This is a genomic window from Halomonas sp. KAO, assembly GCF_015595025.1.
Lineage (GTDB): Bacteria > Pseudomonadota > Gammaproteobacteria > Pseudomonadales > Halomonadaceae > Halomonas.
Genome location: NZ_JADNRL010000018.1, coordinates 5794 through 32742, shown reverse-complemented (window position 1 = coordinate 32742; position 26949 = coordinate 5794). Strand labels below are relative to the sequence as shown.

The 26949-nt window shown below is 66.7% G+C and carries 24 protein-coding genes and 1 riboswitch; of the genes, 15 read left to right on the top strand and 9 right to left on the bottom strand.

Features of this window, described 5'->3' with window-relative positions:
• Nucleotides 1–331: 331 nt before the first annotated feature.
• Nucleotides 332–1153 (top strand): IclR family transcriptional regulator, encoded by an 822-nt coding sequence (locus IOC61_RS06060; protein ID WP_195687975.1) that lies wholly within the window; start codon nt 332–334, stop codon nt 1151–1153.
• A 46-nt stretch (nt 1154–1199) separates the two neighbouring features.
• Nucleotides 1200–1322, top strand: a riboswitch (TPP riboswitch).
• Between the two features lie 78 nt (nt 1323–1400).
• Nucleotides 1401–3296 (top strand): phosphomethylpyrimidine synthase ThiC, encoded by a 1896-nt coding sequence (gene thiC / locus IOC61_RS06055; protein ID WP_195687974.1) that lies wholly within the window; start codon nt 1401–1403, stop codon nt 3294–3296.
• Between the two features lie 61 nt (nt 3297–3357).
• On the opposite strand, the gene IOC61_RS06050 is transcribed toward thiC, so the two are convergent.
• Complete coding sequence (locus tag IOC61_RS06050; protein ID WP_195687973.1) at nt 3358–3858, bottom strand: porin family protein; 501 nt, start codon at nt 3856–3858, stop codon at nt 3358–3360.
• 205 nt (nt 3859–4063) lie between these two features.
• On the opposite strand from IOC61_RS06050, the gene IOC61_RS06045 reads away from it, so the two are divergent.
• Nucleotides 4064–4933 carry a diacylglycerol/lipid kinase family protein gene (locus IOC61_RS06045; protein WP_195687972.1) on the top strand — a complete coding sequence of 290 codons (870 nt, stop codon included), beginning with the start codon at nt 4064–4066 and terminating at the stop codon, nt 4931–4933.
• A 20-nt stretch (nt 4934–4953) separates the two neighbouring features.
• Here IOC61_RS06045 and IOC61_RS06040 read toward each other — a convergent pair whose 3' ends face one another.
• A complete protein-coding gene (locus tag IOC61_RS06040; protein WP_195687971.1) occupies nt 4954–5865 on the bottom strand; it encodes an EamA family transporter in 912 nt (303 codons plus the stop codon).
• A 150-nt stretch (nt 5866–6015) separates the two neighbouring features.
• Between IOC61_RS06040 and IOC61_RS06035 the strand changes: the two genes are divergently transcribed.
• From IOC61_RS06035 to IOC61_RS06025, 3 genes are all read left to right on the top strand, one after another.
• Nucleotides 6016–7200 carry an acetate/propionate family kinase gene (locus IOC61_RS06035; protein ID WP_195687970.1) on the top strand — a complete coding sequence of 395 codons (1185 nt, stop codon included), beginning with the start codon at nt 6016–6018 and terminating at the stop codon, nt 7198–7200.
• Nucleotides 7197–9374 (top strand): phosphate acetyltransferase, encoded by a 2178-nt coding sequence (gene pta / locus IOC61_RS06030; RefSeq protein WP_195687969.1) that lies wholly within the window; start codon nt 7197–7199, stop codon nt 9372–9374. Before IOC61_RS06035 ends, pta begins: the two co-directional genes overlap by 4 nt.
• Before the next feature lie 117 nt (nt 9375–9491).
• Nucleotides 9492–10646, top strand: a complete 1155-nt coding sequence (locus tag IOC61_RS06025; protein ID WP_195687968.1) for an aminotransferase class V-fold PLP-dependent enzyme — start codon at nt 9492–9494, stop codon at nt 10644–10646.
• Between the two features lie 120 nt (nt 10647–10766).
• Here the strand turns inward: IOC61_RS06025 and IOC61_RS06020 are convergent, their stop codons facing one another.
• Nucleotides 10767–11447, bottom strand: a complete 681-nt coding sequence (locus IOC61_RS06020; protein WP_195687967.1) for a CBS domain-containing protein — start codon at nt 11445–11447, stop codon at nt 10767–10769.
• A 115-nt stretch (nt 11448–11562) separates the two neighbouring features.
• Complete coding sequence (locus IOC61_RS06015; RefSeq protein WP_229332963.1) at nt 11563–12309, bottom strand: DeoR/GlpR family DNA-binding transcription regulator; 747 nt, start codon at nt 12307–12309, stop codon at nt 11563–11565.
• A gap of 118 nt (nt 12310–12427) precedes the next feature.
• On the opposite strand from IOC61_RS06015, the gene IOC61_RS06010 reads away from it, so the two are divergent.
• The 7 genes from IOC61_RS06010 to cdd all read left to right on the top strand — a co-directional run bounded on the left by IOC61_RS06010 (nt 12428) and on the right by cdd (nt 19187).
• A complete protein-coding gene (locus IOC61_RS06010) occupies nt 12428–13234 on the top strand; it encodes an outer membrane protein OmpK (RefSeq protein WP_195687966.1) in 807 nt (268 codons plus the stop codon).
• Nucleotides 13235–13263: 29 nt separating this feature from the next.
• Complete coding sequence (locus IOC61_RS06005) at nt 13264–14538, top strand: NupC/NupG family nucleoside CNT transporter (RefSeq protein ID WP_195687965.1); 1275 nt, start codon at nt 13264–13266, stop codon at nt 14536–14538.
• A gap of 67 nt (nt 14539–14605) precedes the next feature.
• Nucleotides 14606–15409, top strand: a complete 804-nt coding sequence (gene deoC, locus IOC61_RS06000; RefSeq protein WP_195687964.1) for a deoxyribose-phosphate aldolase — start codon at nt 14606–14608, stop codon at nt 15407–15409.
• A 1-nt stretch (nt 15410) separates the two neighbouring features.
• On the top strand, nt 15411–16742 hold the full coding sequence (gene deoA / locus IOC61_RS05995) for a thymidine phosphorylase (RefSeq protein WP_195687963.1): 1332 nt from the start codon (nt 15411–15413) through the stop codon (nt 16740–16742).
• On the top strand, nt 16739–18043 hold the full coding sequence (locus tag IOC61_RS05990) for a phosphopentomutase (protein ID WP_195687962.1): 1305 nt from the start codon (nt 16739–16741) through the stop codon (nt 18041–18043). The genes deoA and IOC61_RS05990 overlap by 4 nt, the downstream gene beginning before the upstream one ends.
• Entirely contained in the window at nt 18043–18786 is a 744-nt protein-coding gene (gene deoD / locus IOC61_RS05985; protein ID WP_195687961.1) for a purine-nucleoside phosphorylase, read from the top strand. Before IOC61_RS05990 ends, deoD begins: the two co-directional genes overlap by 1 nt.
• A complete protein-coding gene (gene cdd, locus IOC61_RS05980; protein WP_195687960.1) occupies nt 18783–19187 on the top strand; it encodes a cytidine deaminase in 405 nt (134 codons plus the stop codon). Before deoD ends, cdd begins: the two co-directional genes overlap by 4 nt.
• 62 nt (nt 19188–19249) lie before the next feature.
• Here the strand turns inward: cdd and IOC61_RS05975 are convergent, their stop codons facing one another.
• Together IOC61_RS05975 and IOC61_RS05970 are read right to left on the bottom strand one after the other, a co-directional pair.
• Nucleotides 19250–20773, bottom strand: a complete 1524-nt coding sequence (locus IOC61_RS05975; protein ID WP_195687959.1) for a hypothetical protein — start codon at nt 20771–20773, stop codon at nt 19250–19252.
• A gap of 25 nt (nt 20774–20798) precedes the next feature.
• Complete coding sequence (locus IOC61_RS05970; protein ID WP_195687958.1) at nt 20799–23153, bottom strand: mechanosensitive ion channel domain-containing protein; 2355 nt, start codon at nt 23151–23153, stop codon at nt 20799–20801.
• A 94-nt stretch (nt 23154–23247) separates the two neighbouring features.
• Here IOC61_RS05970 and IOC61_RS05965 point away from each other — a divergent pair, with 94 nt between their 5' ends.
• Both IOC61_RS05965 and IOC61_RS05960 read left to right on the top strand, forming a co-directional pair.
• The gene (locus IOC61_RS05965; RefSeq protein WP_195687957.1) at nt 23248–24255 is read left to right on the top strand and encodes an amidoligase family protein; all 1008 of its coding nucleotides are present in this window, start codon (nt 23248–23250) and stop codon (nt 24253–24255) included.
• Complete coding sequence (locus tag IOC61_RS05960) at nt 24252–24944, top strand: gamma-glutamyl-gamma-aminobutyrate hydrolase family protein (RefSeq protein ID WP_195687956.1); 693 nt, start codon at nt 24252–24254, stop codon at nt 24942–24944. Before IOC61_RS05965 ends, IOC61_RS05960 begins: the two co-directional genes overlap by 4 nt.
• A 101-nt stretch (nt 24945–25045) precedes the next feature.
• Here IOC61_RS05960 and IOC61_RS05955 read toward each other — a convergent pair whose 3' ends face one another.
• From IOC61_RS05955 to nfi, 3 genes are all read right to left on the bottom strand, one after another.
• Nucleotides 25046–25471, bottom strand: coding sequence for an OsmC family protein (locus IOC61_RS05955; RefSeq protein ID WP_195687955.1), 426 nt, complete (start codon nt 25469–25471; stop codon nt 25046–25048).
• Between the two features lie 73 nt (nt 25472–25544).
• Nucleotides 25545–26114, bottom strand: coding sequence for a DUF1415 domain-containing protein (locus IOC61_RS05950; RefSeq protein WP_195687954.1), 570 nt, complete (start codon nt 26112–26114; stop codon nt 25545–25547).
• Nucleotides 26115–26204: 90 nt separating this feature from the next.
• The gene (gene nfi, locus IOC61_RS05945) at nt 26205–26912 is read right to left on the bottom strand and encodes a deoxyribonuclease V (protein ID WP_195687953.1); all 708 of its coding nucleotides are present in this window, start codon (nt 26910–26912) and stop codon (nt 26205–26207) included.
• Nucleotides 26913–26949 lie beyond the last annotated feature (37 nt).

Genomic DNA, 26949 nt, shown 5'->3' with positions numbered 1-26949 from the left:
AGATGTCCATGGCGTCCATGAACGCCGAGCCCATGATGCCGAACATGTCGGTGACGCCGTTGGCGACCAGGGTCTCCACGAAGGCCTCCGAGGGCGTCATCTTCTGCTTGCCTTCCACGACCTGACGGGTGTCTGTGGTGTTCTCTGTGCTCATGGCTGGCCTCCTGAATGCGACCGATATATTTTTTATGGTACGAAAAGTTCCGCATAACGAAACCTGACTCAAATCTAGCCGCCTCCCCGAGAAAGGTCAACCTTAAATCTCGTAAAACGGTACAAATTGATTTCTTTTACAGAACACGCTACCTTGAGCGCACAAGGGAGACCTGCCATGACCAGTCACAAGACAGAGACAACGCGTATAGAAGGCGACACTCCTGCACAGCGTCTGTTGGCGCTGTTGGAAGTCATCGCTGACAAGGATCACTTCTTCACCTTGCAAAGCCTGGTGGAGGAGACCGGCATGCCCAAGCCGACGCTGCACCGCATGCTGCAGCAGCTCGAAGGTTCCGGCATGCTGCAGCGCGAGGCCGACAGCCGCCACTATGGCAAGGGCAGTCGCCTGCGCCGGCTGGCCGAGAACCTGCTGCTCAACGATACCGTGCATGGCGCGCGACACGCCGTGCTGCGTCAGCTGGTCGACGAAGTGGGCGAGAGCTGTAACATCACCGCCCTGTCGGGAAGCGAAGTCCTCTACCTGGACCGGGTCGAGACCTCGGAGGCCCTGCGATTTTATCTCCATCCCGGCTCACGGGTGCCGGTGCACTGCTCCGCCAGCGGCAAGCTCTTTCTGGCACAGATGTCGCCGGCCCAGCGCAGGCGCCTGTTGGGCGAGGTGCCTCTCAAAGCCTTCACGAAAAACACCCTGACCGATATGGACCAGCTGGAACAGGAGATCGACGAGGTACGCCAACAGGGCTATGCCTTCGACGACGAGGAGTTCCTGTCAGGGTTGTTATGCATTGCCGTGCTGGCCAATAATCCTCAGGGTGGCAAGTCCAATATCGGAATAGCCATTCAGGCGCCTATCATGCGCCTCACTCGAGACAAGGCGCTGGAGTGCCTGCCGGCACTGCAGCGAGCCGCTGACGCCATCGCCGCGATCGACAGCGACGCCATGCTTACCCAGCACCACACTGCCAGCAGCGTCTAGCGACGCGGCCGGCAAACACCAGCCGACGACCCAGCGTCGTCGGCAACCACGCTTGACGGGGTGCCGTTGAAGACGGCTGAGATCATGCCTCTCTAACCGGAGACACAGCATGGATCCCGTTGAACCTGAACTGGTTAGGACCAGCGTAGGGATCAAGCGACAGGCCGTGCGCACCCGATGCCGCGGCCCCTGTCCTCCCCGCCTGTGTCCTCCCTGACAAGACTCCGACAACCCAGGGGAGAACACCATGAGCAAGACCGCCCACTTCCTCGCCGAGAGCGCCCGCGTCGACGAGGCCGCCATCCAGCCGCTGCCCGGCTCGCGCAAGCTCTACATCGAGGGCTCGCGCCCCGATATACGCGTGCCCTTCCGCGAGATCGCTCTCTCGCCGACCCGCACCTCCAGCGAGGGCCCGGATGAGCAGAACCCACCGCTGCTGGTGTACGACACCTCCGGCCCCTACACCGACCCCGAGGCCGAGATCGACCTGCGCCGCGGCCTGCCCGAGCTGCGCCGGGCCTGGATCGATGAACGCGGCGACACCGAGTGGCTCGACGGCCCGACCTCCGAGTATGGCCGGCGCCGCGCCAACGACCCGATGCTCGCCAACCTGCGCTTCGACCTGACCCGCACGCCCCGTCGCGCCAAGGCAGGAAAGAACGTCACCCAGCTCCACTACGCCCGTCAGGGCATCATCACCCCGGAGATGGAATTTATCGCCATTCGCGAAAATCAACGCAGGCAAGCTCTGGGGACCGAGGAAGTCGAACGCATCCTCGGCCACCAGCACGCCGGCCAGGGCTTCGGCGCCCGCCTCCCCGACGAGATCACTCCCGAGTTCGTGCGCGACGAGGTGGCCGCCGGCCGGGCGATCATCCCCTGCAATATCAACCACCCGGAATCCGAGCCGATGATCATCGGTCGCAACTTCCTGGTGAAGATCAACGGCAACCTCGGCAACTCGGCAGTCACCTCCTCCATCGAAGAGGAGGTCGACAAGATGACCTGGGGCATCCGCTGGGGTGCCGATACCATCATGGACCTCTCCACTGGGCAGAACATCCACGAGACCCGCGAGTGGCTCATCCGCAACGCCCCGGTGCCGATCGGCACCGTGCCCATCTACCAGGCGCTGGAGAAGGTGGGCGGCGTGGCCGAGGACCTCACCTGGGAGGTGTTCCGCGACACCCTGATCGAGCAGGCCGAGCAGGGCGTCGACTACTTCACCATCCACGCGGGGGTGCTGCTGCGCTACGTGCCGCTGACCGCCAAGCGGGTCACCGGCATCGTCTCCCGGGGCGGGTCGATCATGGCCAAGTGGTGCCTCTTCCACCACCGGGAGAGCTTTCTCTATGAGCACTTCGAGGAGATCTGCGAGATCTGCAAGCGCTACGATGTGGCGTTCTCGCTGGGCGACGGCCTGCGCCCCGGCTCGGTGGCCGACGCCAATGACGAGGCGCAGTTTGCCGAGCTCGAGACCCTGGGGGAGCTGACCCGCATCGCCTGGCAGCACGACGTCCAGGTGATGATCGAGGGGCCGGGACACGTGCCCATGCACCTGATCAAGGAGAACATGGACAAGCAGCTCGTCGAGTGCGACGAGGCGCCCTTCTACACCCTGGGGCCGCTGACCACCGACATCGCGCCCGGTTACGATCACATCACCTCCGGCATCGGTGCGGCGATGATCGGCTGGTACGGTTGCGCCATGCTCTGCTACGTGACCCCCAAGGAACACCTGGGGCTACCCAACAAGGAAGATGTGAAGACCGGCATCATCACCTACAAGATTGCCGCTCACGCCGCCGATCTGGCCAAGGGCCATCCGGCCGCCCAGCGTCGCGACAACGCCCTGTCCAAGGCACGCTTCGAGTTTCGCTGGGAGGACCAGTTCAACCTCGGCCTCGACCCGGACACCGCCCGGGAGTACCACGACGAGACGCTGCCCAAGGACTCCGCCAAGGTGGCACACTTCTGCTCCATGTGCGGTCCCAAGTTCTGCTCGATGAAGATCAGCCAGGAAGTCCGCGACTACGCCAAGGACAAGGGCCTCGACGGCGACCAGGAGGCGGTGATGCAGGGCATGGAGGAGCAGGCTGAGAAGTTCCGCGACCAGGGCGCCGAACTCTACAAGCCAGTCTGACAGGACGACGCCCCCACCGAACGGTGGGGGCGCTTGCATTGACGGCGACTGCCAGCGAGCATCAGAAGCGGTAGCGCACACCCACGCTTGCCGCATCGAAGGTGTACTGATCCTCGTCGAGGTAGCGCATGTAGTCGGCACCCAGTGCCACATTGGGCGCCACATCGAACTCGGCACCGGCGCCGTAGGAGAAGCCGGACTCGCTATCGACATCCCCGTCCACCTCGGTCATGCCGGCCAGGCCATAGAGACGAAACTCCTGGGAAACCGGCAGGATGCCCTTGGCGTAGAGTCCCACCAGGGAGTCCAGCTCGACCGGACCATCCGATCCGCCACCCCCCAGATGACCCTCCACGGCGAAGAAGTCGTTGAACTTCAGGCCGCCGTTGACCCGCAGGCCGACACTGTCGCGGCTGCTTGCCGGGCCATCCGGATCAAGCTCCCAGAACATGGCGTCACCGCCCACATAGCCCTGGGGATAGGGAGGCTGCTGGGCCTGGGCGGCGGTAGCACCGGCGGCAAGCAGGGCGGAAGTCACGGTGGCAATGGTAAGGGTCTTCATAACGCACTCCTCATTAACGAACAGTGTTTCCTAACACCCTCAAGTGTGGCCCCTCTACGACGAAGTATCAAGGGACAAATGTGCAACGTTGCGCTATCAAGCGTCGGCGAGTCGCGACATACCATCGACCACCCTGCCTGGCTATACTCATCTATCACGCAGGTATCACGCAGGCAGGGCTGACTCATCGGGAAAGGAATCAGGGATGCGTTACTGGTTGATCGCCAACACTCGTGCCGGAAGCGGCTCCCGCGGCGCAGACTTCTGGAAGCCGCGCCTCGAGCATGCCGGCATCACGACACATCGGGTATGCGACCTGGCCGATGATGACTGGGAGACGGCGCTCGAAACCGACGACACCGCGCTGGTCGCCGGCGGCGACGGCTCCGTCAACCGGGCCGCCAGGGTATGCCTGGACCGGGGTGCCACCCTCGGCGTGCTGCCATCCGGCACCGCCAATGACTTCTCGCGCAACCTCCACCTGCCGGAAGATCCCGACGCCCTCTGCCGGGTTATCGCCAGGGGACGAGTCGAGCGGGTCGATGTCGGCTGGCTCGACGACCAGCTGTTCCTTAATGTGGTGCATATCGGCCTGGGCACCCTGCCGACGACCCAGGCCTCGACACGCCTCAAGCGCTGGCTGGGTCGCTTCAGCTATGCGGCCATGCTACCGCAGCTGCGTCGCCTGGGCCTGACGCGTGGCTTCAAGGCCACCATCCACACCGATGATGAGCGCATCGAGGGGCGCTGGCTATCGCTGGCCATCGCCTCGGGGGCCTTCTTCGGCGGCGGCACGCGAGTCCCCGGCGCCTCTCCCCGGAGTGGACGACTGACCCTCGTCGCCGTGCGCCCCCGCCCCTGGTGGGAGCTGCTGTGGACCTTTCTGATCACCCGCTACCAGGGGGCGCCCCCCAGCGAGAACGACAGCGTCGAGCAGTACGCCACTGCCGCCTGTCGCATCCAGATGGAGCAGGAACATCGGGTCACGGCCGACGGCGAACTGCTCGGCAAGTTCGCTGAACTGCAGTTGCGTATCGAGAAGGGTGCCCTGCCGGTGATTACCGGCAAGCGATAGGCGCCTCCTGCTCCTGCTTCCTACTCCTGTTTCGAGAGCCCCAGTATCACGATGCCCGTAAGCACCAAGCCGCCGCCCAGCAGCTGCACGGACGACAGCGTCTGGCCAAGCACCAGGTAGCCGAGCACCAGCGCCGCCACCGGTTCCATGTTCATGGCCGGGGCGTTACGCGCCATGTCCAGGCGCGGCACGCTGATAAACAGAATGGAGAAGGCCACGCCGTAGAACAGCCCCAGCGCGGCCAGCCCCCAGGCACCCGCAGCGCTCTGGGGCAGGTCCATGCCGCCCGGCACCAGGCCGGCGGCGCCGGCCGCCAGCATGCTGACCAGCACCGTGAGCATGGTCAGCAGGCTGCGCAGGGTACTGCCCACGGCGGCCAGACGATGCTCGGTGATCCAGATGGCCACGGCGAACACCAGCGCGGCAGTCAGCCCAAGGCCCACGCCAAGCAACCAGTCGGGCCCCATGGCGGCAGGGTCGGCGAACCAGGTCGGCACGTCCAGCACCACGACCAGGCCGGCGAGAATCACCCCCATGACCAGCGCCGCGCGTAGCGTCGGTCGCGGCCCACCCAGCGCCCAGTTGAGCAGCGCCAGCTGGATCGGCGCGGTGTTCATCAGCAGCAGCGCCACCACCACCGGAATCCGCGCCACCGCCGAATAGAGCGAGAGACTCTGCACCACGATCAACAGCCCCACCAGCAGTTGCCAACCGGCGGTACCCGCCGGCAGGCGCAGCGACTTGCGCTGCAGCAGCACCAGGCTACCCAACACCATCACGGCCACACAGGAGCGCACCAGTATCGCCAGCAGCAGCCCGGTACCTTCATCGAAGGCGACCCGGGCGGCGACATGGTTGGTGGCAAACAGCGTGGCCACGCTGCACAGCAGCATGATGGCCAGTGGACGAGGCAGTGCGGCGGCTTTCGACATGGGGCTTCCTTGCGTAAACGGTATTGCGAGCGTAAACGGGATGGCGACCGATGCTTCGAACCGAAGCATGACGCGCATCAAGTGAGGGGTACGTCCGAGATCGAAGCCCCATGGTAGCCTAGCGTCTTATTCTGTCCACGAGGCTCCTCGATGCGTGCCCCGATCCTGGTGATCAACTGCGGCTCCTCCTCCATCAAGTATGCCGTGGTCTCCGACGCCCCCAGCCAGCCACGCCAGTCGGGCCTGGCCGAACGCCTGGGCGGCGGCGACGCGCGCCTCAAGGGCATTGATGCCGACGGCCACGAGTTCTCCCGGCCGCTGCACGGCGCCGACCATACCGAAGCCATGGCGGCGATTCTCGACGCTCTGAGCGGTCCGGCACCGGCCGCGGTGGGCCACCGCATCGTGCATGGTGGCGAGCGGTTCACCGCCGCCACCCGCATCGACCCCGCCGTGCTGCGTGCCATCGAGAGCACCGGCGCCCTGGCACCGCTGCACAACCCCGCCAACCTGATCGGGGTACGCGCCACCCTGGAGCTGTTTCCCGAGTTGCCCCAGGTCGCGGTCTTCGATACGGCCTTTCATCAGAGCCTGCCGCCACGCGCCTACCGCTATGCCCTGCCCCAGCATCTCTACGCCCGCCACGGGATTCGTCGCTACGGCTTCCACGGCAGCAGCCATGCCTATGTCAGCGAGCGCGTCGACCACCTCTCCAATCGCCCCCATGGCGGCTGGCTGATCGCCCATCTGGGCAACGGCTGCTCGACCTGCGCGGTGTGGCAGGGCCGGAGCGTGGATACCAGCATGGGGCTGACGCCGCTGGAGGGCCTGGTGATGGGCACCCGTAGCGGCGATGTCGACCCCGGCCTGCATGCCCACCTGAGCCGCCAGCTCGACTGGTCGCTGGAGCGCATCGACACCCTGCTCAACCGGGAGAGCGGGCTGTTGGGCCTCTCCGGGCTCTCCAACGACATGCGTCGCCTGGAACAGGCCGCCGCCGAGCACCACTGCGGCGCCGAGCTCGCCATCGAGGTGTTCTGCTATCGCATCGCCAAGTCCCTGGCCGCCCTCTCCTGCGCCCTGCCCCGGCTCGACGGCATCGTCTTCACCGGCGGCATCGGCGAGAACGCCAGTGCGGTACGCGCCCGGGTGGTGGAGGCCCTGCCCCACTTCGGGCTGCGCCTCTCGGCCGCCGCCAACGCCGCCACCGTGGGCGGCCAGGAGGGGCGCATCGATGCCGATGACAGCGGCCCCGAGCTGTGGGTGATTCCCACCGATGAAGAGGGCCAGATCGCCTTCGAGACCCGTCAACTCCTCAGCGAGGCCCCCGCATGAGCACCAGCGCGACACGCCCCGAACCCCGCACCCTGCTGCTGGTCCCCACCGGCGCCAATGTCGGCCTGACCTCGGCCTGCCTGGGGCTGATACGCGCCCTGGACACCCTGGGCCTCAGGGCCGGCTTCATGCGCCCCTTTCGCCAGGATGACATCAACGGGCCCGGCTCGGATCGCTCCACGGCGCTGGCTCGAACCACCCTGGGGCTCACGCCTCCCGAGCCGCTCCCCCAGGCACGCCTGGAGCGGCTGCTGCGCGACGACCGCATTGCCGAGCTGATGGAAGAAGCCGTCGCCCGGCACACCCGCGTCGCCTGCGGCGATGAGGAGACCTGCCCGGATCTGGTCGTCGTCGAGGGACTGGTCGCCGCCCCCCAGAGCAGCTATGCCGGTCTTCTCAATGCCGAACTGGCTCGCGCCCTGGACGCCCGGGTGATCCTGGTGGCCGATGGCGACCTCGAGAATCCGCGCCAGCTGGCGGAGCAGCTCGACATCCATGCCCAGCCCTTCGATGGCACGCGCTCCGCGCGCACCCTGGGGTGCATCCTGATGCGCGTGCGGCCGTTGCCTGCCGCTGCCGGCAATCCCTCGCTGGCCGCCCCGGAGCTGGCCGCCCATAGCAACGGGGCGCTTGCCGAGACCCTGCGCCGGCATCTGCCGGCGCTGGATGGCGAGCAGTTCCGGCTGATCGGCGCCGTGCCCTGGCACGACGCCCTCTCCGCCCCGCGCATCATCGATGTGGCCCGCGCGCTGGGCGCCCGCTTCCTGCATGAAGGCGATGCCGCCACGCGCCGGGTGATGGACACCAGCCTGTGTGCGCGCAGCGCCTACCGCGCACTGCACGTCTTCAAGCCGGGGCGGCTGGTCGTCTCCCCCGGCGACCGAGACGATATTCTGCTGGCCACCGCCCTCTCCACCATGAACGGCGTGCCCCTGGCCGGCGTGCTGCTCACCCACGGCGAACAACCCGGCGAGTCGATGGTGGAGATCTGCCGCCCCGCGCTGCGCACCGGCCTGCCGGTGCTGTCGGTCGACTCGGACAGCTTCGAGACCGCCAAGCGTCTCGACCACATGGCCAACGACATTCCCATCGATGATGCCGAACGCGCCGAGCAGGTGACCCGCTTCGTCGCCAGCCATCTGGATCTGCACTGGCTCAAGGCCACCCTGAGCCGCGGCTACCCCCGCCGACTCTCCCCCGCCGCCTTCCGCCATCAGCTGGTAGAGCTGGCCCAGCAGGCCGACCGGCGCATCGTGCTGCCCGAGGGCAGCGAGCCACGCACCCTGGAGGCGGCGGTGATCTGCCAGCAACGCGGCATCGCGCGGTGCGTGCTGCTCGGCAGACGCGAGGAGATCGAGGAGGTCACCCGACAGCGCGGCATCGAACTGCCCGAGGCACTCGAGATCATCGACCCCGATACCATCCGGTCGCGCTATGTGGCCCCCATGGTGGCGCGGCGTGCCGGCAAGCTGAATGAACTCACCGCCGAGGCCCAGCTGCAGGACAACGTGGTGCTCGGCACCATGCTGCTGGCCGAGGACGAGGTCGATGGCCTGGTCTCCGGTGCGGTGCACACCACCGCCAACACCGTGCGCCCCGCCTTCCAGCTGATCAAGACCTCGCCGGACTACCGCCAGGTATCGTCGATCTTCTTCATGCTGCTGCCCGAGCAGGTGGTGGTCTACGGCGACTGCGCGGTGAACCCAGACCCGAGCGCCGAGACCCTCGCCGAGATCGCCATCCAGAGCGCCCGCTCGGCGGCGGCCTTCGGCATCGAGCCGCGGGTGGCGATGATCAGCTACTCCACCGGCGAATCCGGCTCCGGTGCCGACGTCGAGAAGGTTCGTCAGGCCACGCGTCTGGCCAGGGAGCGTGCCCCCGAGCTCTGCATCGACGGGCCGCTGCAGTACGACGCCGCCGCCATCGAAAGCGTGGGTCGTCAGAAGGCACCCGACTCCCCGGTAGCCGGTCGCGCCACGGTCTTCGTGTTCCCCGACCTCAACACCGGCAACACCACCTACAAGGCGGTGCAGCGCAGCGCCCAGGTGGTCAGCGTCGGCCCCATGCTGCAGGGCCTCAACAAACCGGTGAATGACCTGTCGCGTGGCGCGCTGGTCGACGATATCGTCTACACCATCGCCCTCACCGCCATCCAGGCGAGCCAGCCTGGCTAAGAGTGCCATTGCCCTTTTCGAGCCGCTGCCACGGCTGGCCCCGAACGAGCAATGCGAATATGCTTGAAATACCAATTGCCTTCACACTGGAAGGCTAGAACAACCATGGAGAGAGAGATGCCCGGCCTGCTTCCCGATGTCGACCCCGATGGCCTGCTGGAGTACTCGGTGGTCTATACCGACCGCTCACTGAATCACATGTCGGCGCGCTTCCAGGAGGTGATGCGCGATATCTCCGCACACCTCAAGAGGGTCTACAACGCCCACAGCGCTGTAATCGTGCCCGGCAGCGGCACCTTCGGCATGGAGGCCGTTGCCCGCCAGTTCACCAAGAATCGGCGTGCCCTGATTCTGCGCAACGGCTGGTTCAGCTACCGCTGGAGCCAGATTCTCGAGATGGGCCAGATCGCCGGCGATGTCAATGTACGCAAGGCGCGTCGCCTGGACGAGGACGATGCCACGTCACCGTTCGCCCCGGCGCCGCTCCAGGACGTGATCGACGCCATTCGTGACGCTCAGCCCGACATCGTCTATGCCCCGCATGTCGAGACGGCCTCGGGCATCATGCTGCCGGACGACTACATTCGCCAGGTGGCCGACGCCATCCACGAGGAGGGTGGCCTGTTGGTGCTCGACAGCATCGCCTCCGGCGCCATGTGGGTGGACATGCAGGACCTCGGTGTCGATGTGCTGATCAGCGCGCCGCAGAAGGGCTGGAGCGCCTCGCCCTGCTGCGCCATGGTGATGCTGTCGCGGCTGGCCCGCGAGACCATCGAGGAGACCACCAGCACCAGCTTCGCCTGTGATCTGAAGAAGTGGCTCACGATCATGGAGGCCTACGAGAATGGCGGGCACGCCTATCACGCCACCCTGCCCACCGACGGCCTGGTCAAGCTGCGTGACGTCATGCTCGAGATCGACCAGTACGGCCTCGACAAGCTGCGTGACGAGCAGCAGGCGCTGGGCAGCGGCGTGCGTGAACTGCTCGCCGACTACGGCTTCAAGAGCGTGGCCGCCCCCGGCTACGAGGCTCCCGGCGTGGTGGTCAGCTACACCGATGACCCCGGCATGGTGGGACGCTTCGCCGAGGAGGGCCTGCAGATCGCCGGCGGGGTACCGCTGATGTGCGACGAGGGCGACGGCTTTCAGACCTTCCGCATCGGCCTGTTCGGGATGGAGAAGCTTCACCACCACCAGCGCGCCATCGATAGCCTGCGCCAGGCCCTGGAGAAGATCGCGAAAGCGAATCAGCCCACGCCCGATGAGGCGTAGCGTCGACTCTCGAAGGCTCGAGAGTTCAAGAGCTCGAGCAGGTGCATAAAAGAAGCGGGCGGCCCTGGGGCCGCCCGCCTCGTATTTGACGTTGGCGCCGCAAAACCATGCGGCACCCTCTCAAGCGCCGCCGAAGCCACGCGGCACATAGCCCAGGTTGTTCTTTACTTCCTTGACGCCGGCAGCATTCTCGGCCGCGACCTGAGCCGCCATGCGCTCCGTGTCGTTCTCCACCAGGCCCCACAGCTCCACCTGGCCCTGACTGACGATCACGTTGATGCGGTCCACCAGCACGCCGGTGTTCTGATCGATCTCCTTGCGAATCGCCTCACGAATCTCGCGATCATCGGCGCTGGTCGCGGCAGTCTCCGGATCGACCACGGCGAACCCCTGGAGCAGGTTGGCACGGCTGACGATACCCACCAGCTTGCCGTTGCTGACGACCGGTACCCGCTTGATGTGATGCTTCTCCAGCAGCCGCGAGATCTGCGCAAGCGGCATATCTTCGCCGATGGTCAGCGGGTCGGGAGTCATGATCTCGTGAGCGCGGCGACCATGAGACTTGACGTACTCGCCGGGGTCATTGACCGCAAACAGCCGCAGCCACCAGGACTTGCGCTTGTCATCCTCGACCCGCCGAATGAGATCGCCTTCGCTGACGATACCCAGCACCTCATCGCTGTCACTCACCACCGGCACGGCACTGATGCCATGCTCGAGCAGCAGGCTGGCGATCTCTCGCACCTCGCTGTCACGGCCTACGGTGATGACGTTACGGGTCATGATATCGGCGGCTTGCATCGACGTTCTCCAGCGGGTTCAGAGGCTTGTAGACTCAAGATAGCAACGAGCCGGGCCTTTTGCCTTGACCCTGAGCAGGATCCGTTAACGCTTCTTCATCACGCCGAAGGTGACATTACTCCACCCGAGGCGACGTTGCCGGTTCGGCGTCGCTGATCAGCAGATCGATATCGTCGAGGGTGCCGAAACGGGCCGGGCGGATCACCCCCAGCTTGGTGGCATCGGCCACCAGGATACGTTCACCGGCCATGGCGATGGCGGCACGCTTGGGGGCTACCTCATGAAAGTGGAAGCAGCTCAGACCATGGCGAGGATGCACCCCCGCCGCCGAGAGGAAGGCGCGGTTGATGCCCAGGCGCCCAACGGCCGAATCCACCGCATCGCTCTCGAAGGACTGCGAGGCCGGGTGATAGAGCCCACCCAGTAACACCAGGCGAAGCCCCGGGTGGCGAGCCACGGCGCTGGCCACGTTGAGGGCGTAGGTGACCACGGTGAGCTCTCGATAGTCGGCCAGTTCGGCCACCAGCGGCGTCAGGGTGGTGCCGCAATCGATGAACAGGGTATCCCCCTCCTCGACCCGGGCCGCCGCTTGACGGCACAGTTCACGCTTGGCGGCGGCCTGGCGGTCCCGCTGATCGTCGAGATCGTAGACCGGGGCGTAGCGCGGGTCGGCGGCACGCACCAGGTAGCCCCCCATCAGCATCAATTCGCCATCACTCGCGGCCAGGTCACGACGAACGGTCATCGGCGAGACACCACACAGGGTCGCCGCCTCCGCCAGGCGCAGGCGACCCCGCTCCGCCAGCACCTCGGCCAGCCGTGCTACCCGCCGTGCGCTGCGTTCATTGATGCGTTGCGCCATGCAACGAGCCCTCGCGGCAAGATGAAAATGTTAGAAAAATAACACTGTCTGTTATACTTTTCACGTGAGCCACGCCCCCCAGGGCGACAACCGCAACGCCAGCCATCGAGACCCGTTCATGATTCGCCATCTCTCCCTTCTCGGCCTGGGCACCGGCCTGCTGTTCAGTGTCGTTCCCGCCCAGGCCGACGGCGTTGCGACCCCGCTGTGGTCCTTCGCCAACGTATCCGCCAACTACCTCGACTGGTCTAGCGGCAGCGAGACACGTACCGCGAGCAACGCCGCCAAGAGCGACTTCGTCTATCTCGAGCTCGAGGGCGGTGCTGGCTACAGCTGGGGAGAGTTCTACGGCTTTCTTGACTTCGAGAATCCGGGCAACGACCGCTTCGACGAAGACAGTGGAGGCAAGGACAACTTCCGCACCGCCGCCAAGGTGACCACGCATCTCTATATGGGCGAGACGCCGTTCTCGGTCTACGCTCACGTCTACGACTTTCGCGACTACGGCTTTGAGGCGCGTGAACAGGACCAGATCCTCGGGCTCGGCTATCGCCACACCTTCGACAACGGGCTGTGGTTCAAGCCATTTCTCGGCGCCGCGCGAGTGCAGAGTGACGGCTTTACCGGCATGAATGGCTTCATGGCCGGCTGGGTCGCCGGTTACGACTTCAGCGTCCTGGATCAGGCGTTCAGCCTCACCCAGTGGCACGAGCAAACCTTCGACCGCGACGATGACTATCTGCGCCAGAACTACATCGGTGACAAGGCCGGTGAGGTAGGGACCAACGGTGCCCTGAGCCTGTGGTGGCATCCCCATCGCCGTCTCACCGCCGGGGTTCAGTACCGCTACGCCGACAACAAGCTTGGCACGCCGGGGCAGTATCAGAACGCCATGATCTATACCCTCAAGTTCAATCTGCTGTAGACCCGAACTCACGCCCAAAGGGGACACCCATGACCCTCATCATGAGCCTTGTCGGGATGATGACGCTGATCGCCATCGCCCTGCTCTTCTCCTACGATCGCCGCGCGATCCGCCTGCGCACGGTGGTCGGTGCCTTCGCCATCCAGCTCGGCATCGGCGCCTTCGTGCTCTACGTGCCCTTCGGCAAGACGGTGCTCAAGACGCTGTCCGATGCCGTCACCCAGGTGCTGTTCTATGCCAACGATGGCATCGGCTTCGTCTTCGGCGGCCTGGCCGATATGGACAGCATCGGCTTCGTCTTCGCCATCAAGGTGCTGCCGGTCATCATCTTCTTCTCATCGCTGATCGCCGTGCTCTACTACATCGGGGTCATGCAGTGGGTCATCCGCATCCTCGGCGGTGTGCTGCAAAAGGCGCTGGGCACCTCGCGTACTGAGTCCCTCTCGGCCACCGCCAACATCTTCGTCGGCCAGACCGAGGCCCCACTGGTGGTGCGCCCCTTCATCGCCCGCATGACGCCCTCACAGCTGTTCGCGGTGATGTGCGGCGGCCTGGCCTCGGTGGCAGGCTCGGTGCTGGCCGGCTACGCCGCCATGGGGGTACCCATGGAGTACCTGATCGCCGCTTCCTTTATGGCCGCGCCGGGCGGCCTGCTGTTCGCCAAGCTGATCATGCCCGAGACACGCGCCCCCGAAGACAGCATCTCGAAGGTCGAAGAGGAGTGGGAGGAAGACGAGGACAGGCCCAGCAACGTACTCGATGCGGCAGCCTCCGGCGCCTCCTCGGGCCTCAAGCTGGCCGCCAACGTCGGCGCCATGCTGCTGGCCTTTATCGGCCTGATCGCCCTGATCAACGGCATCCTGGGCGGCATCGGCGGCTGGTTCGACTTCGAGGCGTTGAGCCTGGAGTGGATCCTGGGCTGGCTGTTCTCACCCCTCGCCTTCCTGCTCGGCATCCCCTGGGAGGAGGCCACGCTTGCCGGCTCTTTCATCGGCCAGAAGATCGTGGTCAACGAGTTCGTGGCCTACATCAACCTGAGCCCCTATCTCAGCGGCGAGCAGGTGGTGGCCGCCACCGGCCAGGTCATGAGCGCCCATACCATGGCGATCCTCTCCTTCGCCCTGTGCGGCTTCGCCAACCTGTCATCGATCGCCATTCTGCTAGGCGGGCTAGGCGGCATCGCCCCGAGTCGCCGCCACGAGATCGCCCGTTTCGGCCTGAAGGCGGTACTGGCCGGTACACTGTCCAATCTGATGTCAGCCTCCATCGCCGGATTCTTCATGGCCCTGTCGGCGCTGGGCTGATACCCGCTCTTCACCGCGCCCGGGCCATCCGGGCGCCTAAACCTTCACGACCTATCCTTCACGACCTATGGACGCGACCATGACCCACGATCTCAAGCGCACCGCACGCCAGGCCCTGGCGCTGATGGACCTGACCAGCCTCAACGACGACGATACCGATGCTCGCATCGAGTCGCTGTGCCGCCGCGCCCGCACCACCGCCGGCACCCCGGCGGCGATCTGCGTCTATCCCGCCTTCGTCACCACCGCCAAGCGCACCCTCAAGGCGCTGGACCTGGCGGACAGGATCCGGGTGGCCACGGTGACCAACTTCCCCCATGGCGGCGACGACATCATGGCCGCCGCCCGCGAGACCCGCGAGGCGGTCGCCGCCGGTGCCGATGAGGTGGATGTGGTGTTTCCCTACCGCGCCCTGCTGGCCGGCGATGAGGAGACCGGCCGCGAGCTGGTCGCCTGCTGCCACCAGGCCGCCGGGGACGCGACCCTCAAGGTGATCCTGGAGACCGGCGAGCTCAAGCAGCCGGCGCTGATTCGTCGCGCCGCCGAGCTGGCCATCGAGGGCGGTGCCGACTTCCTCAAGACCTCCACCGGCAAGGTGGAGATCAACGCCACGCTCGAGGCAGCCGAGATCCTGCTGGAGACCATCAAGGCCAGCGCCCCCACGCTGCAGCGCAGCGTAGGCTTCAAGGCCGCCGGCGGTGTGCGCAGCGTCGAGGATGCCCAGGCCTACCTGCAGCTGGCCGAGCGGGTGATGGGCGCCAACTGGATCACCCCGGCGCACTTCCGCTTCGGCGCCTCGGGCCTGCTCGACGACCTGCTGCAAACGCTGGACCTGGCGATGGCGCCGGTCGAGGGTCAGAAGGGGTACTGAGATGGCCTCGCCGCTACCCCAGGAGCTGATCCGCGCCAAGCGTGACGGCCATGCCCTGGACGCCGCTGCGATCGGCGAGCTGGTCAACGGCGTCGCCGACGGCCGGCTCTCCGATGCCCAGGTCGGTGCGCTGGCCATGGCGATCACCCTCAACGGCATGAACGAGGCCGAGACGGTAGCGCTGACCACCGCCATCCGCGACTCCGGCGTCATCCTGGCCTGGGACGACCTGCCCGGTCCGGTGCTCGACAAGCACTCCACCGGTGGCGTGGGCGATCTGGTCTCGCTGGTGCTGGGGCCCTTGGTCGCCGCCTGCGGCGGTCACGTACCGATGATTTCCGGCCGCGGCCTGGGCCACACCGGCGGTACCCTGGACAAGCTCGAGGCGATCCCGGGCTACGGCGTCACCCCGGACACCGCCACCTTCCGCCGGCTGGTGCGCGAGGTCGGCGTGGCCATCGTCGGTCAGAGCGGCGAGCTGGCCCCGGCGGACAAGCGCCTCTACGCCATCCGCGACGTCACCGCCACGGTGGAGTCGTTGCCGCTGATCGTTTCCTCGATCCTCGGCAAGAAGCTCGCCTGCGGGCTCGACGCCCTGGTGATGGACGTCAAGAGCGGCAGCGGCGCCTTCATGCCCACCCATGCCGCCTCCCTGGAGCTAGCCGCCTCGATCGCCAATGTCGCGACCCGCGCCGGCACGCCGACCACCGCACTGGTCACCGACATGAGCCAGCCGCTGGCCCCCTGCGCCGGCAATGCCCTGGAGGTGCACGAAGCGATCCGTGCGCTGACCGGCAAGCGGGGCGACAGCCGCCTGATGAAGGTGACGCGCCGCCTGGCCCGTGAATTGCTGATCGCCGGTCGCCTGGCCGACACCCCGGCCGCCGCCGAGGCCCGGCTCGAGGCCGCGCTGGCCTCGGGCGAGGCCGCCGACCGCTTCGCCCGCATGGTGGCAGGCCTGGGCGGCCCTGGTGACCTGCTCGACCACCCCGAACGACACCTGCCCCGAGCGCCGGTCACCCTGGCGGTGCCGGCCGAGCGCGCCGGCATCGTCCAGCGCCTGGACACCCGCGCCCTGGGGCTTGCGGTGGTCGAGCTGGGCGGTGGACGCCGCACCCCCGGCGCCGCCATCGACCCGGCAGTCGGCCTGAGCGAGGTGGCCGCCATCGGCGAGGCGGTCGACACCGAGCGCCCGCTGGCGCTTGTCCACGCCGCCAACCATGACGCCGCCGAGCGCGCCGCGGCCCAGGTGCGTGCGGCCATGGTCGTGGGTGACGCCGCCGCCACGGCGCCGGCGCCGATCCATCAACGACTCCCGGGAGAGACCCAATGACTCACGGCAAGCATCGCCGCGCCATCGTGCTCGTCCTCGACTCCTTCGGCATCGGCGCCGGCCCCGATGCGGAGCAGTTCGGCGATGCAGGCGCCGACACCCTGGGCCATATCGCCGCCGCCTGTGCCCGCGGCGAGTGCGAGCCTACCCAGGACTCCACCACCGGCCCGGAGGCGCGCAGCGGTCCGCTGTCGCTGCCGAACCTGGCGCGCCTGGGGCTGTTCCATGCCCATCATGCCGCCACCGGCGCCTGGGCCGAGGGGGTGACGCCGCCCAGCGACGTGATCGGCGCCTGGGGTCATGCCGCCGAGATCTCCTCGGGCAAGGACACTCCCTCCGGCCACTGGGAGCTTGCCGGCGTGCCGGTACGCTTCGACTGGGGCTATTTCCTCGAGCGCGACAACAGCTTTCCCGAGGCGCTGCTGGAGGCGCTGATCCGCGACGCCAACTTGCCCGGCGTGCTGGGCAACTGCCACGCCTCGGGCACCGAGATCATCGCCCGCCTGGGCGCGGAGCATCTGGCGAGCGGCAAGCCGATCGTCTATACCTCGGCCGATTCGGTATTTCAGATCGCCGCCCACGAAGAGGCGTTCGGCCTCGAGCGACTCTACGCCCTGTGCGAGACGGCCCGGCGCCTGCTCGAGCCCTACAACATCGGCCGGGTCATCGCCCGCCCCTTCACGGGCGACGCAGCGACCGGCTTCACGCGCACCGGCAATCGGCGTGACTACAGCATCGAGCCGCCATCGCCCACCGTGCTGCAGAGGCTTCACGACGCCGGCGGCGAGGTGATCGCCATCGGCAAGATCGCCGATATCTACGCCCACTGCGGCATCTCGCGCACCCTCAAGGCCAGCGGCCATGAGGCCCTGATGGACGCCACCCTGGCGGCCCTCGATGATTCGGGCGACGAGCCGGTCGGCACCCTGGTGATGACCAATTTCGTCGACTTCGACACCCTCTACGGTCACCGCCGCGACGTCGCCGGCTACGCCGCGGCACTGGAGGCCTTCGACGCCCGGCTGCCCGAGCTGCTGGCCAGGCTCAAGCAGGACGACCTGCTGATTCTCACCGCCGACCATGGCTGCGACCCCACCTGGCGCGGCACCGAGCATACGCGCGAGCAGGTGCCGGTGCTGGCCCTGGGCGGCGGCCTGGCGCCCGGCCCCCTGGGGGCCCGTGACAGTTTCGCCGATATCGGTCAGAGCCTGGCCACCTGGCTCGGCTTGCCGGCCATGGATGACGGCGCGAATTTCCTTCCTTCCTGTTCTTCAGGCTCCAACGCTCAAGGAGAGTGCTGATGGCAACCCCGCATATCGACGCCGCCCCGGGCGACTTCGCCGACATCGTGCTGATGCCCGGCGACCCGCTGCGCGCCCAGTACATCGCCGAGACCTACCTGGCCGACGCCAGGCAGGTCAACCGCGTGCGCAACATGGCCGGCTACACCGGCACGTATCGCGGCCGCAGGGTCTCGGTCATGGGCCACGGCATGGGCATTCCATCGGTGTCGATCTATGCCAAGGAGCTGATCACCGAGTACGGGGTGACGCGGCTGATCCGGGTCGGCTCCTGTGGCGCGGTGCGCGATGATGTGGCGCTGCGCGATGTGGTGATTGGCCTGGGGGCCTCTACCGACTCGGGCGTCAACCGTGCGCGCTTCGCCGGCATGGACTTCGCCGCCACCGCCGATTTCGCCCTGAGCCGTGCCCTGGTCGATGCCGCCGACAAGCTGGGCGTGACCACCCGCGTCGGCAACCTGTTCTCGGCCGATCTCTTCTACGACCCGCGCCCCGACACCGCCGAGCTGCTGCGGCGCTACGGGGTCGTCGGCGTGGAGATGGAGGCCGCCGGCCTCTACGGCGTGGCCGCCGAGTTCGGCGCCCGCGCGGCCACCATCTGCACGGTCTCGGACCATATTCTCAAAGGCGACTCGCTGGACAGCAGCGCCCGCGAGCGCAGCTTCGACGACATGATGCGGGTGGCGCTGGATGCCGTGCTGCTCGACGACCACCACCAAGGTGGCAGCGAGGCCGACGCATGAACACGCTGGATCCAAGCCTGATCGAGACGCTGGTGGCGGTACGCAACCGCGCCTACGCTCCCTACTCGCGGCATCCGGTGGGTGCCGTGGTGGTCAGCGAAAGCGGTAGCCGCTACGCCGGGGCCAACGTCGAGGTGGCCCACTACAAGGGGCTGTGCGCCGAGGCCTCCGCCATCGCCGCCATGGCCAGCGCCGGCGAACGCCGCCTGCGCGAGGTCTACGTGATCGGCCCCGGTCAGCAGCTGTGCACGCCCTGTGGCGACTGTCGCCAGCGCATCCGCGAGTTCGCCGACGAGCACACCCGTATCCGCGTGGTGGATGCCGACGGCAATCTGCTCAAGCAATACACCATGGCCGAACTGCTGCCCGATGCCTTCGGGCCCGAGAACCTGGGAATTTGAGAGCCTGAGCCCGGAGCGCCGAGGCGCGGCACCGCCACGGGCAGGGGCAGCCGCCCCTTGCCTCAATCGGGGTCGGACGCCTCCTCGTGCCCCGGCCCCTCGGCGTGGACCCGCTCCACATCGACGATGCGCGAGCGGCTCATGACGATCTTCCAGCGCTGCAGGGTGGCGGGGGCACTGCCTTGGGTTTCGCGAATCACCAGGTTGAAGAGGTGGCGTTTCTCCACCTCCTCACGCAGGACCTGGTCCCCCTCCCCCAGCCGGTAGACACGGCGACTGCTCTTGTCCATCAACCTGGCGATCGGCGACAGATCGAGTGTCAGGGTCTCGCGGGTGTGGTCGTAGCCGCTCAGGAAGCGGGTCGGCGACATCCGCGAGCTGGAGCGATAGTGCAGCACCACCTCCTCGCGCTGTGCCACGCTGCGCTTGCGCACACGCTTGATCTCATCGTCGAGGCGGTTGAAACGCTTGTAGTCGAACCACTCCAGCTGGCGCCCCACCACCTGGTCGCGAGTCGGATCCAGGTATTGGCGACGCCACTTGGGGCGGCCACGACGCAGCAGCCGCCACAGGGTATTGCGCAGATCATCCTTGAACACCTCACGCAGGGCGTAGATGCCGGCCATGGCCAGCACGAAGAGCGCGGTGAGGTCGGCCAGCACGGTGCGGATCTCGAGCAGACCCAGGGAGACGAATATCATCACCACCGCGGTGGCCATCGCCTTTACCGCCTTCTGCTCGGCACCGCCCAGCTCCTGGTTCTTCTGCTTGAGTGTCACCGGGTGCTCGATCAGCCGACGCAGCAGACGCATCTTGTTGGACATCCGCGTCGGGTCACGGGTCACCCGGGCGGAGTTGTACTCTCGCTCGCGGCGGTAGGCATCCTCGGCACGACTGATCTCCACCAGCCGTGCGCGTATCGGGCGAAAGCGTGACCCCCGGGGCAGCCCGGCGAGCAGCGCCAGCAGGCGCTGCTCGGTAAACCAGGAGAGGTAGTTGTCGATGGTGGCGAAATAGCGGTGCAGGCTCTCGTCACTGGGCTCCTGACGCCGCAGGCGGCTGAGAATACTGACCGCCAGGTCGACATGCTCGGCCAGCCTGTGCTCCAGCTCCGACATCTGCTCGCTTTCCGACGCCTTCTGCGGCTGAGAACGCGGCTCGCAGGCGCGTCTATCGACGCCCTTGGCCTGGGCGTCTCCCTCCTCCTCCCTCTCCCTCTCGGCCTTTTCCACCTTCTCGTCCTTCCTGGCGCGCCGCACATCATCGATCAGCGGCTGAATCGCGCCCTCCATGGCCACCACATACTGGTAGGCATAGAGGCTCAGGCTAAGCCGATAGTGCTCGGCATCGAGCTTGCCGCGCTCGGCCAGGCGGCTGAGTACCAGCGGCAAGCGATAGCGGTCGCTGAAGTAGGTACGCTTCACATAGATGGAGCCGTGATAGAAGTCCTCTTCGGGAATCACCTGACCGGTCAGGCCCAGCTCCCCCGGCACGAACAGAAAGAGATCGAGCCGGTGCGAGGTCTCCTCCTGCAGCACGCGGGAAATCTTGAGGTGGAGACTGTCCTGACGTTCGACCTTAATCATGGGCGACTCACTCTAGGCTGGGCGACTAGCCCGGATCAGGCGAGCCGCCACTGCTGCTCGTCTGGTGGTGAGGGTCGGCGATGCCGGCACGCCCCGGAGCGCGGCCGGATGCATCGCGCTCACTGGCCTGGTCGTCGCCGTACTCGCTGGCGCCATCCAGGCGGCCACCACCTCGCCCCTCCATGCTGACGCTGAGCCGTGGCACGCCGAGATCGACACCCTGGGCCTCCATGCGCTGCTTGAGCAGCAGGTTGAAGGCGCGGGAGACGTCCCACTGCATTTCGGGTGCGGTACGAAAGCGCATCCGCAGGATCGGGCAGCCATCCTCGAAGGCGTGGATCCCCTGCATCTCCAGCGGCGACCAGATGTAGTGACGCATCATCGGGTCCTGACGCAGCGCCTGGGCGGTCTCCTGCATCAGGGTGATGGCGTCGTCGATCGGCATCGCGTAGGGGATGCGTATCTTCATCAGCGCGATGCCGAACTGCCGCGACATGTTGTGGATCGACTCGATGCGGCTGAAGGTGATGATATGCACGATGCCATCGAGGTCACGCAGGCGCACGGTGCGCAGCGTCAGCCCCTCCACCGTGCCCATATGGCCGTTGATCTTGACGAAGTCATCCACGGCCAGGGAGTCCTCGATCAGGATGAAGATGCCGGTGATCAGGTCCTGCACCAGCGTCTGGGCGCCGAAACCGAGCGCCAGGCCGATCACACCGGCACCGGCCAGCAGCGGCGTGACATTGACCCCCAGATTGGCCAGCCCGACGATGGCCGCGATGATCACGATGGTGGTGAAGATGACGTTGCGGATCATCGGCGTGATGGTCTGGGCACGGGCCTGATTGACACGCCGCCCACGGGAGCGCACCGAACTGGTCAGGGCGCGCTGGATGGCGGTGTCGGCGAAGATCCATGCCAGCCAGGCCAGCAGCAGGGTCAGGGCGATGGCCATCAGCGCCTGGCCGATACGGGCACTGGCGACCCCCTCGCTGCCGACGCCCAGCAGCGAGCCGCCCCATACCTGCAGGAACAGCTCGGCGAAGGCGACCCAGGCCGCAACATGGCCCAGTACATACCCGAAGCGCTCGAGGCGCACGCGATACTGGCTGACGCGACGCCGGCGCTGACGCCGCTTGCGCCGCTCGCCATGGCGACGCACCAGGCCGGTGACCACCAGTGCCAGCACCAGCAGTGCCGCCGAGATGATGGAGCGCGCCAGGGCGGTGCCCACGTCACCCCCGGTCACGAAGATCGCAACCAGCGAGCCACCCACTAGCAGCAGTGCGGGCACGTGCCACAGGCTGCCCAGCACCTGCACGATACTGGCACTGGCACCGGGTTCGCGGCGCTCACGCCAGGGCCGATTGCGGATGATATGTTCGATGGGCCGCTTGAACCGGAAGATGAAACGCACGCTGAGCAGCGCCGCCAGCATATTGGCCAGCACCGAGAGCAGGCCGGCCAGCTCGGCACCGAGCAGCACGGTGAGGCGTCCGGAGTTGAAGGCATCTCCCAGCGCCACCAGAGCACCGATCACGAACAACGGACGCAACCCATGGTTCTGCACCAGCTGTACCGCCACGAAGCGATGCCCCCGGGTAAACTCCGAGATAAAGGTTTCCACCACCACCGACAGGGTGCGACCACACAGCGCGACATAGGCCACCACCAGTGCCAGCACGCGCCCACTGCTGGGCGGCACCAGCTGGCCCACCCCCAACACCAGCACGAAGGCCAGGGCCCAGGGCAGCATGCGACGCAGGAAGTGCACACTGAGCAGCCAGGCACGCGGCTCCCGGGGCAGGTCCAGGGGCCAGCCGCGACGCCTGGCCAGCAATCGCCCGAGGGCGATCAGGATCACCAGCAGCCCACCCCAGATCATCAACAGCACCATGGCTTCGATCGTGAAGCGAATCAGGTCGGCGTTACCGGTCTCGGCCACCAGGGCGCTCAGGTCATGCCAGCCCTGGTTGAGCTGCGCCTTCCAGTGTGCCACCGGTGACGCGTCCCCTTCGGCCTGCTGGCCCAGGTCGCTGATGGTCTCCGCCAGGGCCCCGAGCAGTCCCTCCCGCGGGGCGATGCCGTGCTCCTCGACTGACTCGCCATGCACGCTCTGCAGGTCCTGCAGGCTCTCCAGCAGCTGGCCACGCCGCTCGGCATCCTCGAGGGTGGCGATGATACGCTGCAGCGACTCCTGGAAGGCCTGGGGGTCATGCTGCTGCTGATCCTCCGCGGAGGTCACCAGGCCCGGCAGGTTGACCGACTGCGCCTGAGCGGATGCCACGGGCAGCAGCCAGGCGCCAAGACTCAGCAGGAGTCCAAACAGTAACGCCCAGGTGGTTGCGCATAGGCCGAGGCAGCGGTAGGGGTACATCACACCTCCATGTCGATGGGTAAGCGAGGCGCCGTAGGCAGAGGTCAGTATGATACGCTCCCAGACGCTCCCATGTGACGCACAGGATGCCGCCATGACGCCACTATCGCCACCCGAGCCCACGTCTCACGAGGGCAAAACCCGCCGCGTGGGTGTCGAGATCGAGTTTGCGGGCCTGCCACCTCAGGATACCGCCGCCGTGGTGTGCGCCCTATTCGGCGGAGAGGTCAAGGCGCTCAGCCCCCACCGTCTCAAGGTGGAAGAAACTCGCTGGGGCACCTTCACCATCGAGCTCGACACCCAGTATGCCCATCCCGACACGGAAGTGCTGGATGCCATGCCCAGCGGCGAGAGCGAATGGGAGCGTCACCGCCACCAGATGCGAGTCGACCTGCATAGCCGCGCCCGGGAGCTGATCGGCGATGTGGTCATCGGCCTGGTGCCCACCGAGATCGTCTGTCCACCGATTCCCTGGAATGAACTCGAACAGCTCGATGCGCTGTTCGCGGCGCTGCGTAAGCATGGCGCCAAGGGAACCGACGACAGCCTGCTCTATGGCTTCGGCCTGCACCTCAACCCCGAGGTCCCCAGTCTCGAAGTCGACAGCCTGCTCGACCACCTGCGCGCCTATCTGCTCACCGCCGAGTGGCTGCGTGAGCAGATCGACGTCGATATCACCCGTGAGGTCCTGCCCCACGCCAACCCCTTTCCCAAGGCCTACGCCCTGAAAATACTGGCGGCGGACTACACCCCGGATATTGATACCCTGATCCGCGACTATCTGGCCGACAACCCGACCCGTAACCGCGAGCTCGACATGACCCCGCTGTTCGCCCACCTGCGGCCCGACTACCCCCACGAGCTGTTTCGCAACAAGCTGGTCAAGGGGCGCCCCACCTTCCACTACCGGCTGCCCGACGCGCGACTCTCACAGCCCGACTGGGGCTCGGCGGTCGAGTGGAACCGCTGGCTGGAGGTGGAGAAGCTGGCCGCCGACACCGATACGCTCAGGCGCCGCGCCGCCGGCTATGTGGCCAAGCACACTCGCTCGCCGCTCACTCGGCTGTGGCTGAACCTGCGCCGCTGGGTGAAGGCATCATGAGCAAGCGTCCACTGATCGGCATCACCACCTCGGATCGCAAGAGTCATACCGCCTGGCTCTTCGACTGGTTTGCGGTATGGCGCCACGGCGGCCGCCCTCTTCGACTATCGCCCTCAAGGCCCTGGCCGGAACACCTCGACGGCCTGATCATCGGCGGTGGTGACGACATCCAGGCCCACCTCTATGACGCCGAGGTGCAGATCGACGTGCGTGTCGACCCGCAGCGCGACGAGCTGGAGCTGGAACTGCTCGAGACCTTTATCCCCTGGGGCACGCCGGTGCTCGGCATCTGCCGTGGCGCCCAGCTGATCAACGTCTACCTGGGCGGCACCCTGGACCCGGATATCTACACCACTCACGAGGGGCTCAAGCGGCGCCGCACCGTGCTGCCGCGCAAGACCGTGGATATCGTGGGGGATAGCCAGCTACATCGCATCCTGGGGGTCAGCTGGTGTCGCATCAACAGCCTGCACCACCAGGCCGTCAGGCAGGCCGGGCGCGGCATCGAAATCGTCGCCCGGGATCGCGATGGCCTGGTGCAGGGCATCGAGTCTCGCGAGCACGACTTCCTGATCGGCGTGCAGTGGCACCCGGAGTGGCTGATCTTCAACCGCCCCCAGCAGCGTCTGATCCGTGCCCTGGCGAAGGCGGCAATGCGCCGCCGCCGTGAGGCCGAATCCCCCGCCTGAGGCGACGACGACAAGGCGGCGTCTTGGTGACCACAATAACAACGCCGGGACCGCCATTCGGCAGCCCCGGCGTGATGACTAACGGGGACTGTCCCCGTCGGTCAGCCCTCCAGCTTGGCCTCCAGGGTGATCCTGGCGGTCAGCAGCTTGGAGATCGGGCAGTTCTCCTTGGCGCCGTTGGCCGCCTCCTCGAAGGCCGCCTGATCGGCACCCGGCACGCGGCCCACTGTGGTCAGGTGGACATCGGTGACCGTCAGACTGTCCGGATCCAGGGTCACCTTGGCCTGGGTGTCGATGCTGTCGGCGGTGTAGCCCGCCTCGCCCAGCACCAGCGACAATGCCATGGAGAAACAGCCCGCATGGGCGGCCCCGATCAGCTCTTCGGGGTTGGTGCCCTCGGCACCCTCGAAGCGGCGGCGAAAGTCATAGGGCGTCTCCTTGAGTGCGCCGCTACCGGTGGAGAGCGAACCGCCCCCCTCCTTAAGGCTACCCTTCCACTGTGCACTTGCGGTGTTCTCGATGCTCATGACGTCTCCTTATACTTGGCTCATGTGAGTCGGTCGATCATCCTTCACCATAGACTATGGGGATGAGAGCCTCTTACAGCAACCAGTCGTCATCGATCTGCCCCCGCTGCCTGGCGAGTGCCGTGCTGAGCCCAGCATGGCCCTCCTCGCGCAGCGCCGCCATATTGCGCTCGGGTATCGCCTCGGGATCGGGGTAGTGAGCCAGTGCCTGCTCCAGCCCTGCCTCGCGCAGCAGGTGCAGCATCGGCAGGGGTGAGCGGTTGGTGAAGTTGGCGGGATCCTCCGACTCGGCATCCGCGAAGCAGTAGTCCGGATGAAAGCTGGCTAGCTGATAGACCCCTTCATAGCCCTGGTCCACCAGCAGCGCCTCGGCTATCTCGAGAAAATCCAGATAGTCATCGAAGGCCGCTAGCCCCGGTGTCAGCACCAGCAGGGTAGTCTCGATGCCGGGCGTCTCGTCGAGACGCTCACATTCGGCCACCAGCGCCAGCAGGGCAGGCTCCCAGTCGCTGGCATCCTGTACCACATAGCGGATGGTGTCGCGGGCCACCTCTCGGCCGGCAAAGGGGCAGATATTGCGGGCGACCACGAAGGTCTCCACCCACTGGCGGGTCGCGGCAAGGGGGTCAACGGCTGGGGTCATGGTCGGCTCGCTGGGGGAGTGAGCCGGCAGTATAGCGCAGCGGCGGCTCGCCTCGATGTCGGCCGTGGGTCTCTCAACCGCCTCCCCTGCTCATGGCGCCGGGTCACCCTCTCCCCCGCGACGCGAGGCCAGGCGGTCCGCCAGCCGGGTCGGCTCCGGCAGCTTGGTACGCCGCAGACACGCCGTCACCCACTCGAGGGCCGTGGGCAGCGAGACCCGGTGGCCGGTGGAGACGAAGATCGGCTTCACCCTGGGCCGCGAGCGCAGCACCGCCGCGATCACCTCATCGTCAGGACCGTCGACCAGCGGCGTCCACTCTCCCCGTTCGGCGCCCGGCTCGGCGTGACGACCACACAGCCGCGACTTGGCCACGCCGATGGTCGGCAGGTCGAGCCACAGCCCCAGGTGACTGGCCACCCCGAGCCGCCGCGGATGCGCAATGCCCTGACCGTCCACCATCACCAGATCGGGCCGTACGCTCAACCGCTCGAATGCCGCCAGCGCCGCCGGCACCTCACGAAACGACAGCAGCCCCGGGATATAGGGCATCCGCGTCGGCTCTCGATGGACCACCCGCTCCACCACCGAGAATTCACCGCCGGCCTCCGGCGGCCAGGCCAGCACCACCACGGCGGCTCGGGTGATCTCGCCGCCCTGTTCGAAGCCGATATCCACGCCGGCGAGATGGCGCACCTCGGCCAGGCGATCCTCCCGTTCGATACGCCCGGCCAGGCGCTTCTGCAGGCTGATAGCCGCCGCCGGGGCGAGGTTCCAATCGTGAAGAGGATTGAGTGTCATGGAGACTCCTGTTCCACAGGATGAGGAGCGCTGGAGA

Excerpts from the sequence above, each read along its gene's own strand:
- thiC (WP_195687974.1), top strand. The coding sequence starts at position 1,401 with ATGAGCAAGACCGCCCACTTCCTCGCCGAGAGCGCCCGCGTCGACGAG.
- IOC61_RS05970 (WP_195687958.1), bottom strand. The coding sequence starts at position 23,153 with ATGTACCCCTACCGCTGCCTCGGCCTATGCGCAACCACCTGGGCGTTA.
- IOC61_RS05960 (WP_195687956.1), top strand. The coding sequence starts at position 24,252 with ATGAGCAAGCGTCCACTGATCGGCATCACCACCTCGGATCGCAAGAGT.
- IOC61_RS05965 (WP_195687957.1), top strand. The coding sequence starts at position 23,248 with ATGACGCCACTATCGCCACCCGAGCCCACGTCTCACGAGGGCAAAACC.
- IOC61_RS06015 (WP_229332963.1), bottom strand. The coding sequence starts at position 12,309 with ATGGCGCAACGCATCAATGAACGCAGCGCACGGCGGGTAGCACGGCTG.
- IOC61_RS06010 (WP_195687966.1), top strand. The coding sequence starts at position 12,428 with ATGATTCGCCATCTCTCCCTTCTCGGCCTGGGCACCGGCCTGCTGTTC.
- IOC61_RS06060 (WP_195687975.1), top strand. The coding sequence starts at position 332 with ATGACCAGTCACAAGACAGAGACAACGCGTATAGAAGGCGACACTCCT.
- deoD (WP_195687961.1), top strand. The coding sequence starts at position 18,043 with ATGGCAACCCCGCATATCGACGCCGCCCCGGGCGACTTCGCCGACATC.
- IOC61_RS06005 (WP_195687965.1), top strand. The coding sequence starts at position 13,264 with ATGACCCTCATCATGAGCCTTGTCGGGATGATGACGCTGATCGCCATC.
- deoA (WP_195687963.1), top strand. The coding sequence starts at position 15,411 with ATGGCCTCGCCGCTACCCCAGGAGCTGATCCGCGCCAAGCGTGACGGC.
- IOC61_RS05975 (WP_195687959.1), bottom strand. The coding sequence starts at position 20,773 with ATGATTAAGGTCGAACGTCAGGACAGTCTCCACCTCAAGATTTCCCGC.
- IOC61_RS06035 (WP_195687970.1), top strand. The coding sequence starts at position 6,016 with ATGCGTGCCCCGATCCTGGTGATCAACTGCGGCTCCTCCTCCATCAAG.
- nfi (WP_195687953.1), bottom strand. The coding sequence starts at position 26,912 with ATGACACTCAATCCTCTTCACGATTGGAACCTCGCCCCGGCGGCGGCT.
- cdd (WP_195687960.1), top strand. The coding sequence starts at position 18,783 with ATGAACACGCTGGATCCAAGCCTGATCGAGACGCTGGTGGCGGTACGC.
- IOC61_RS06045 (WP_195687972.1), top strand. The coding sequence starts at position 4,064 with ATGCGTTACTGGTTGATCGCCAACACTCGTGCCGGAAGCGGCTCCCGC.
- IOC61_RS05950 (WP_195687954.1), bottom strand. The coding sequence starts at position 26,114 with ATGACCCCAGCCGTTGACCCCCTTGCCGCGACCCGCCAGTGGGTGGAG.
- IOC61_RS05990 (WP_195687962.1), top strand. The coding sequence starts at position 16,739 with ATGACTCACGGCAAGCATCGCCGCGCCATCGTGCTCGTCCTCGACTCC.
- pta (WP_195687969.1), top strand. The coding sequence starts at position 7,197 with ATGAGCACCAGCGCGACACGCCCCGAACCCCGCACCCTGCTGCTGGTC.
- deoC (WP_195687964.1), top strand. The coding sequence starts at position 14,606 with ATGGACGCGACCATGACCCACGATCTCAAGCGCACCGCACGCCAGGCC.
- IOC61_RS06020 (WP_195687967.1), bottom strand. The coding sequence starts at position 11,447 with ATGCAAGCCGCCGATATCATGACCCGTAACGTCATCACCGTAGGCCGT.
- IOC61_RS06040 (WP_195687971.1), bottom strand. The coding sequence starts at position 5,865 with ATGTCGAAAGCCGCCGCACTGCCTCGTCCACTGGCCATCATGCTGCTG.
- IOC61_RS05955 (WP_195687955.1), bottom strand. The coding sequence starts at position 25,471 with ATGAGCATCGAGAACACCGCAAGTGCACAGTGGAAGGGTAGCCTTAAG.
- IOC61_RS06025 (WP_195687968.1), top strand. The coding sequence starts at position 9,492 with ATGCCCGGCCTGCTTCCCGATGTCGACCCCGATGGCCTGCTGGAGTAC.
- IOC61_RS06050 (WP_195687973.1), bottom strand. The coding sequence starts at position 3,858 with ATGAAGACCCTTACCATTGCCACCGTGACTTCCGCCCTGCTTGCCGCC.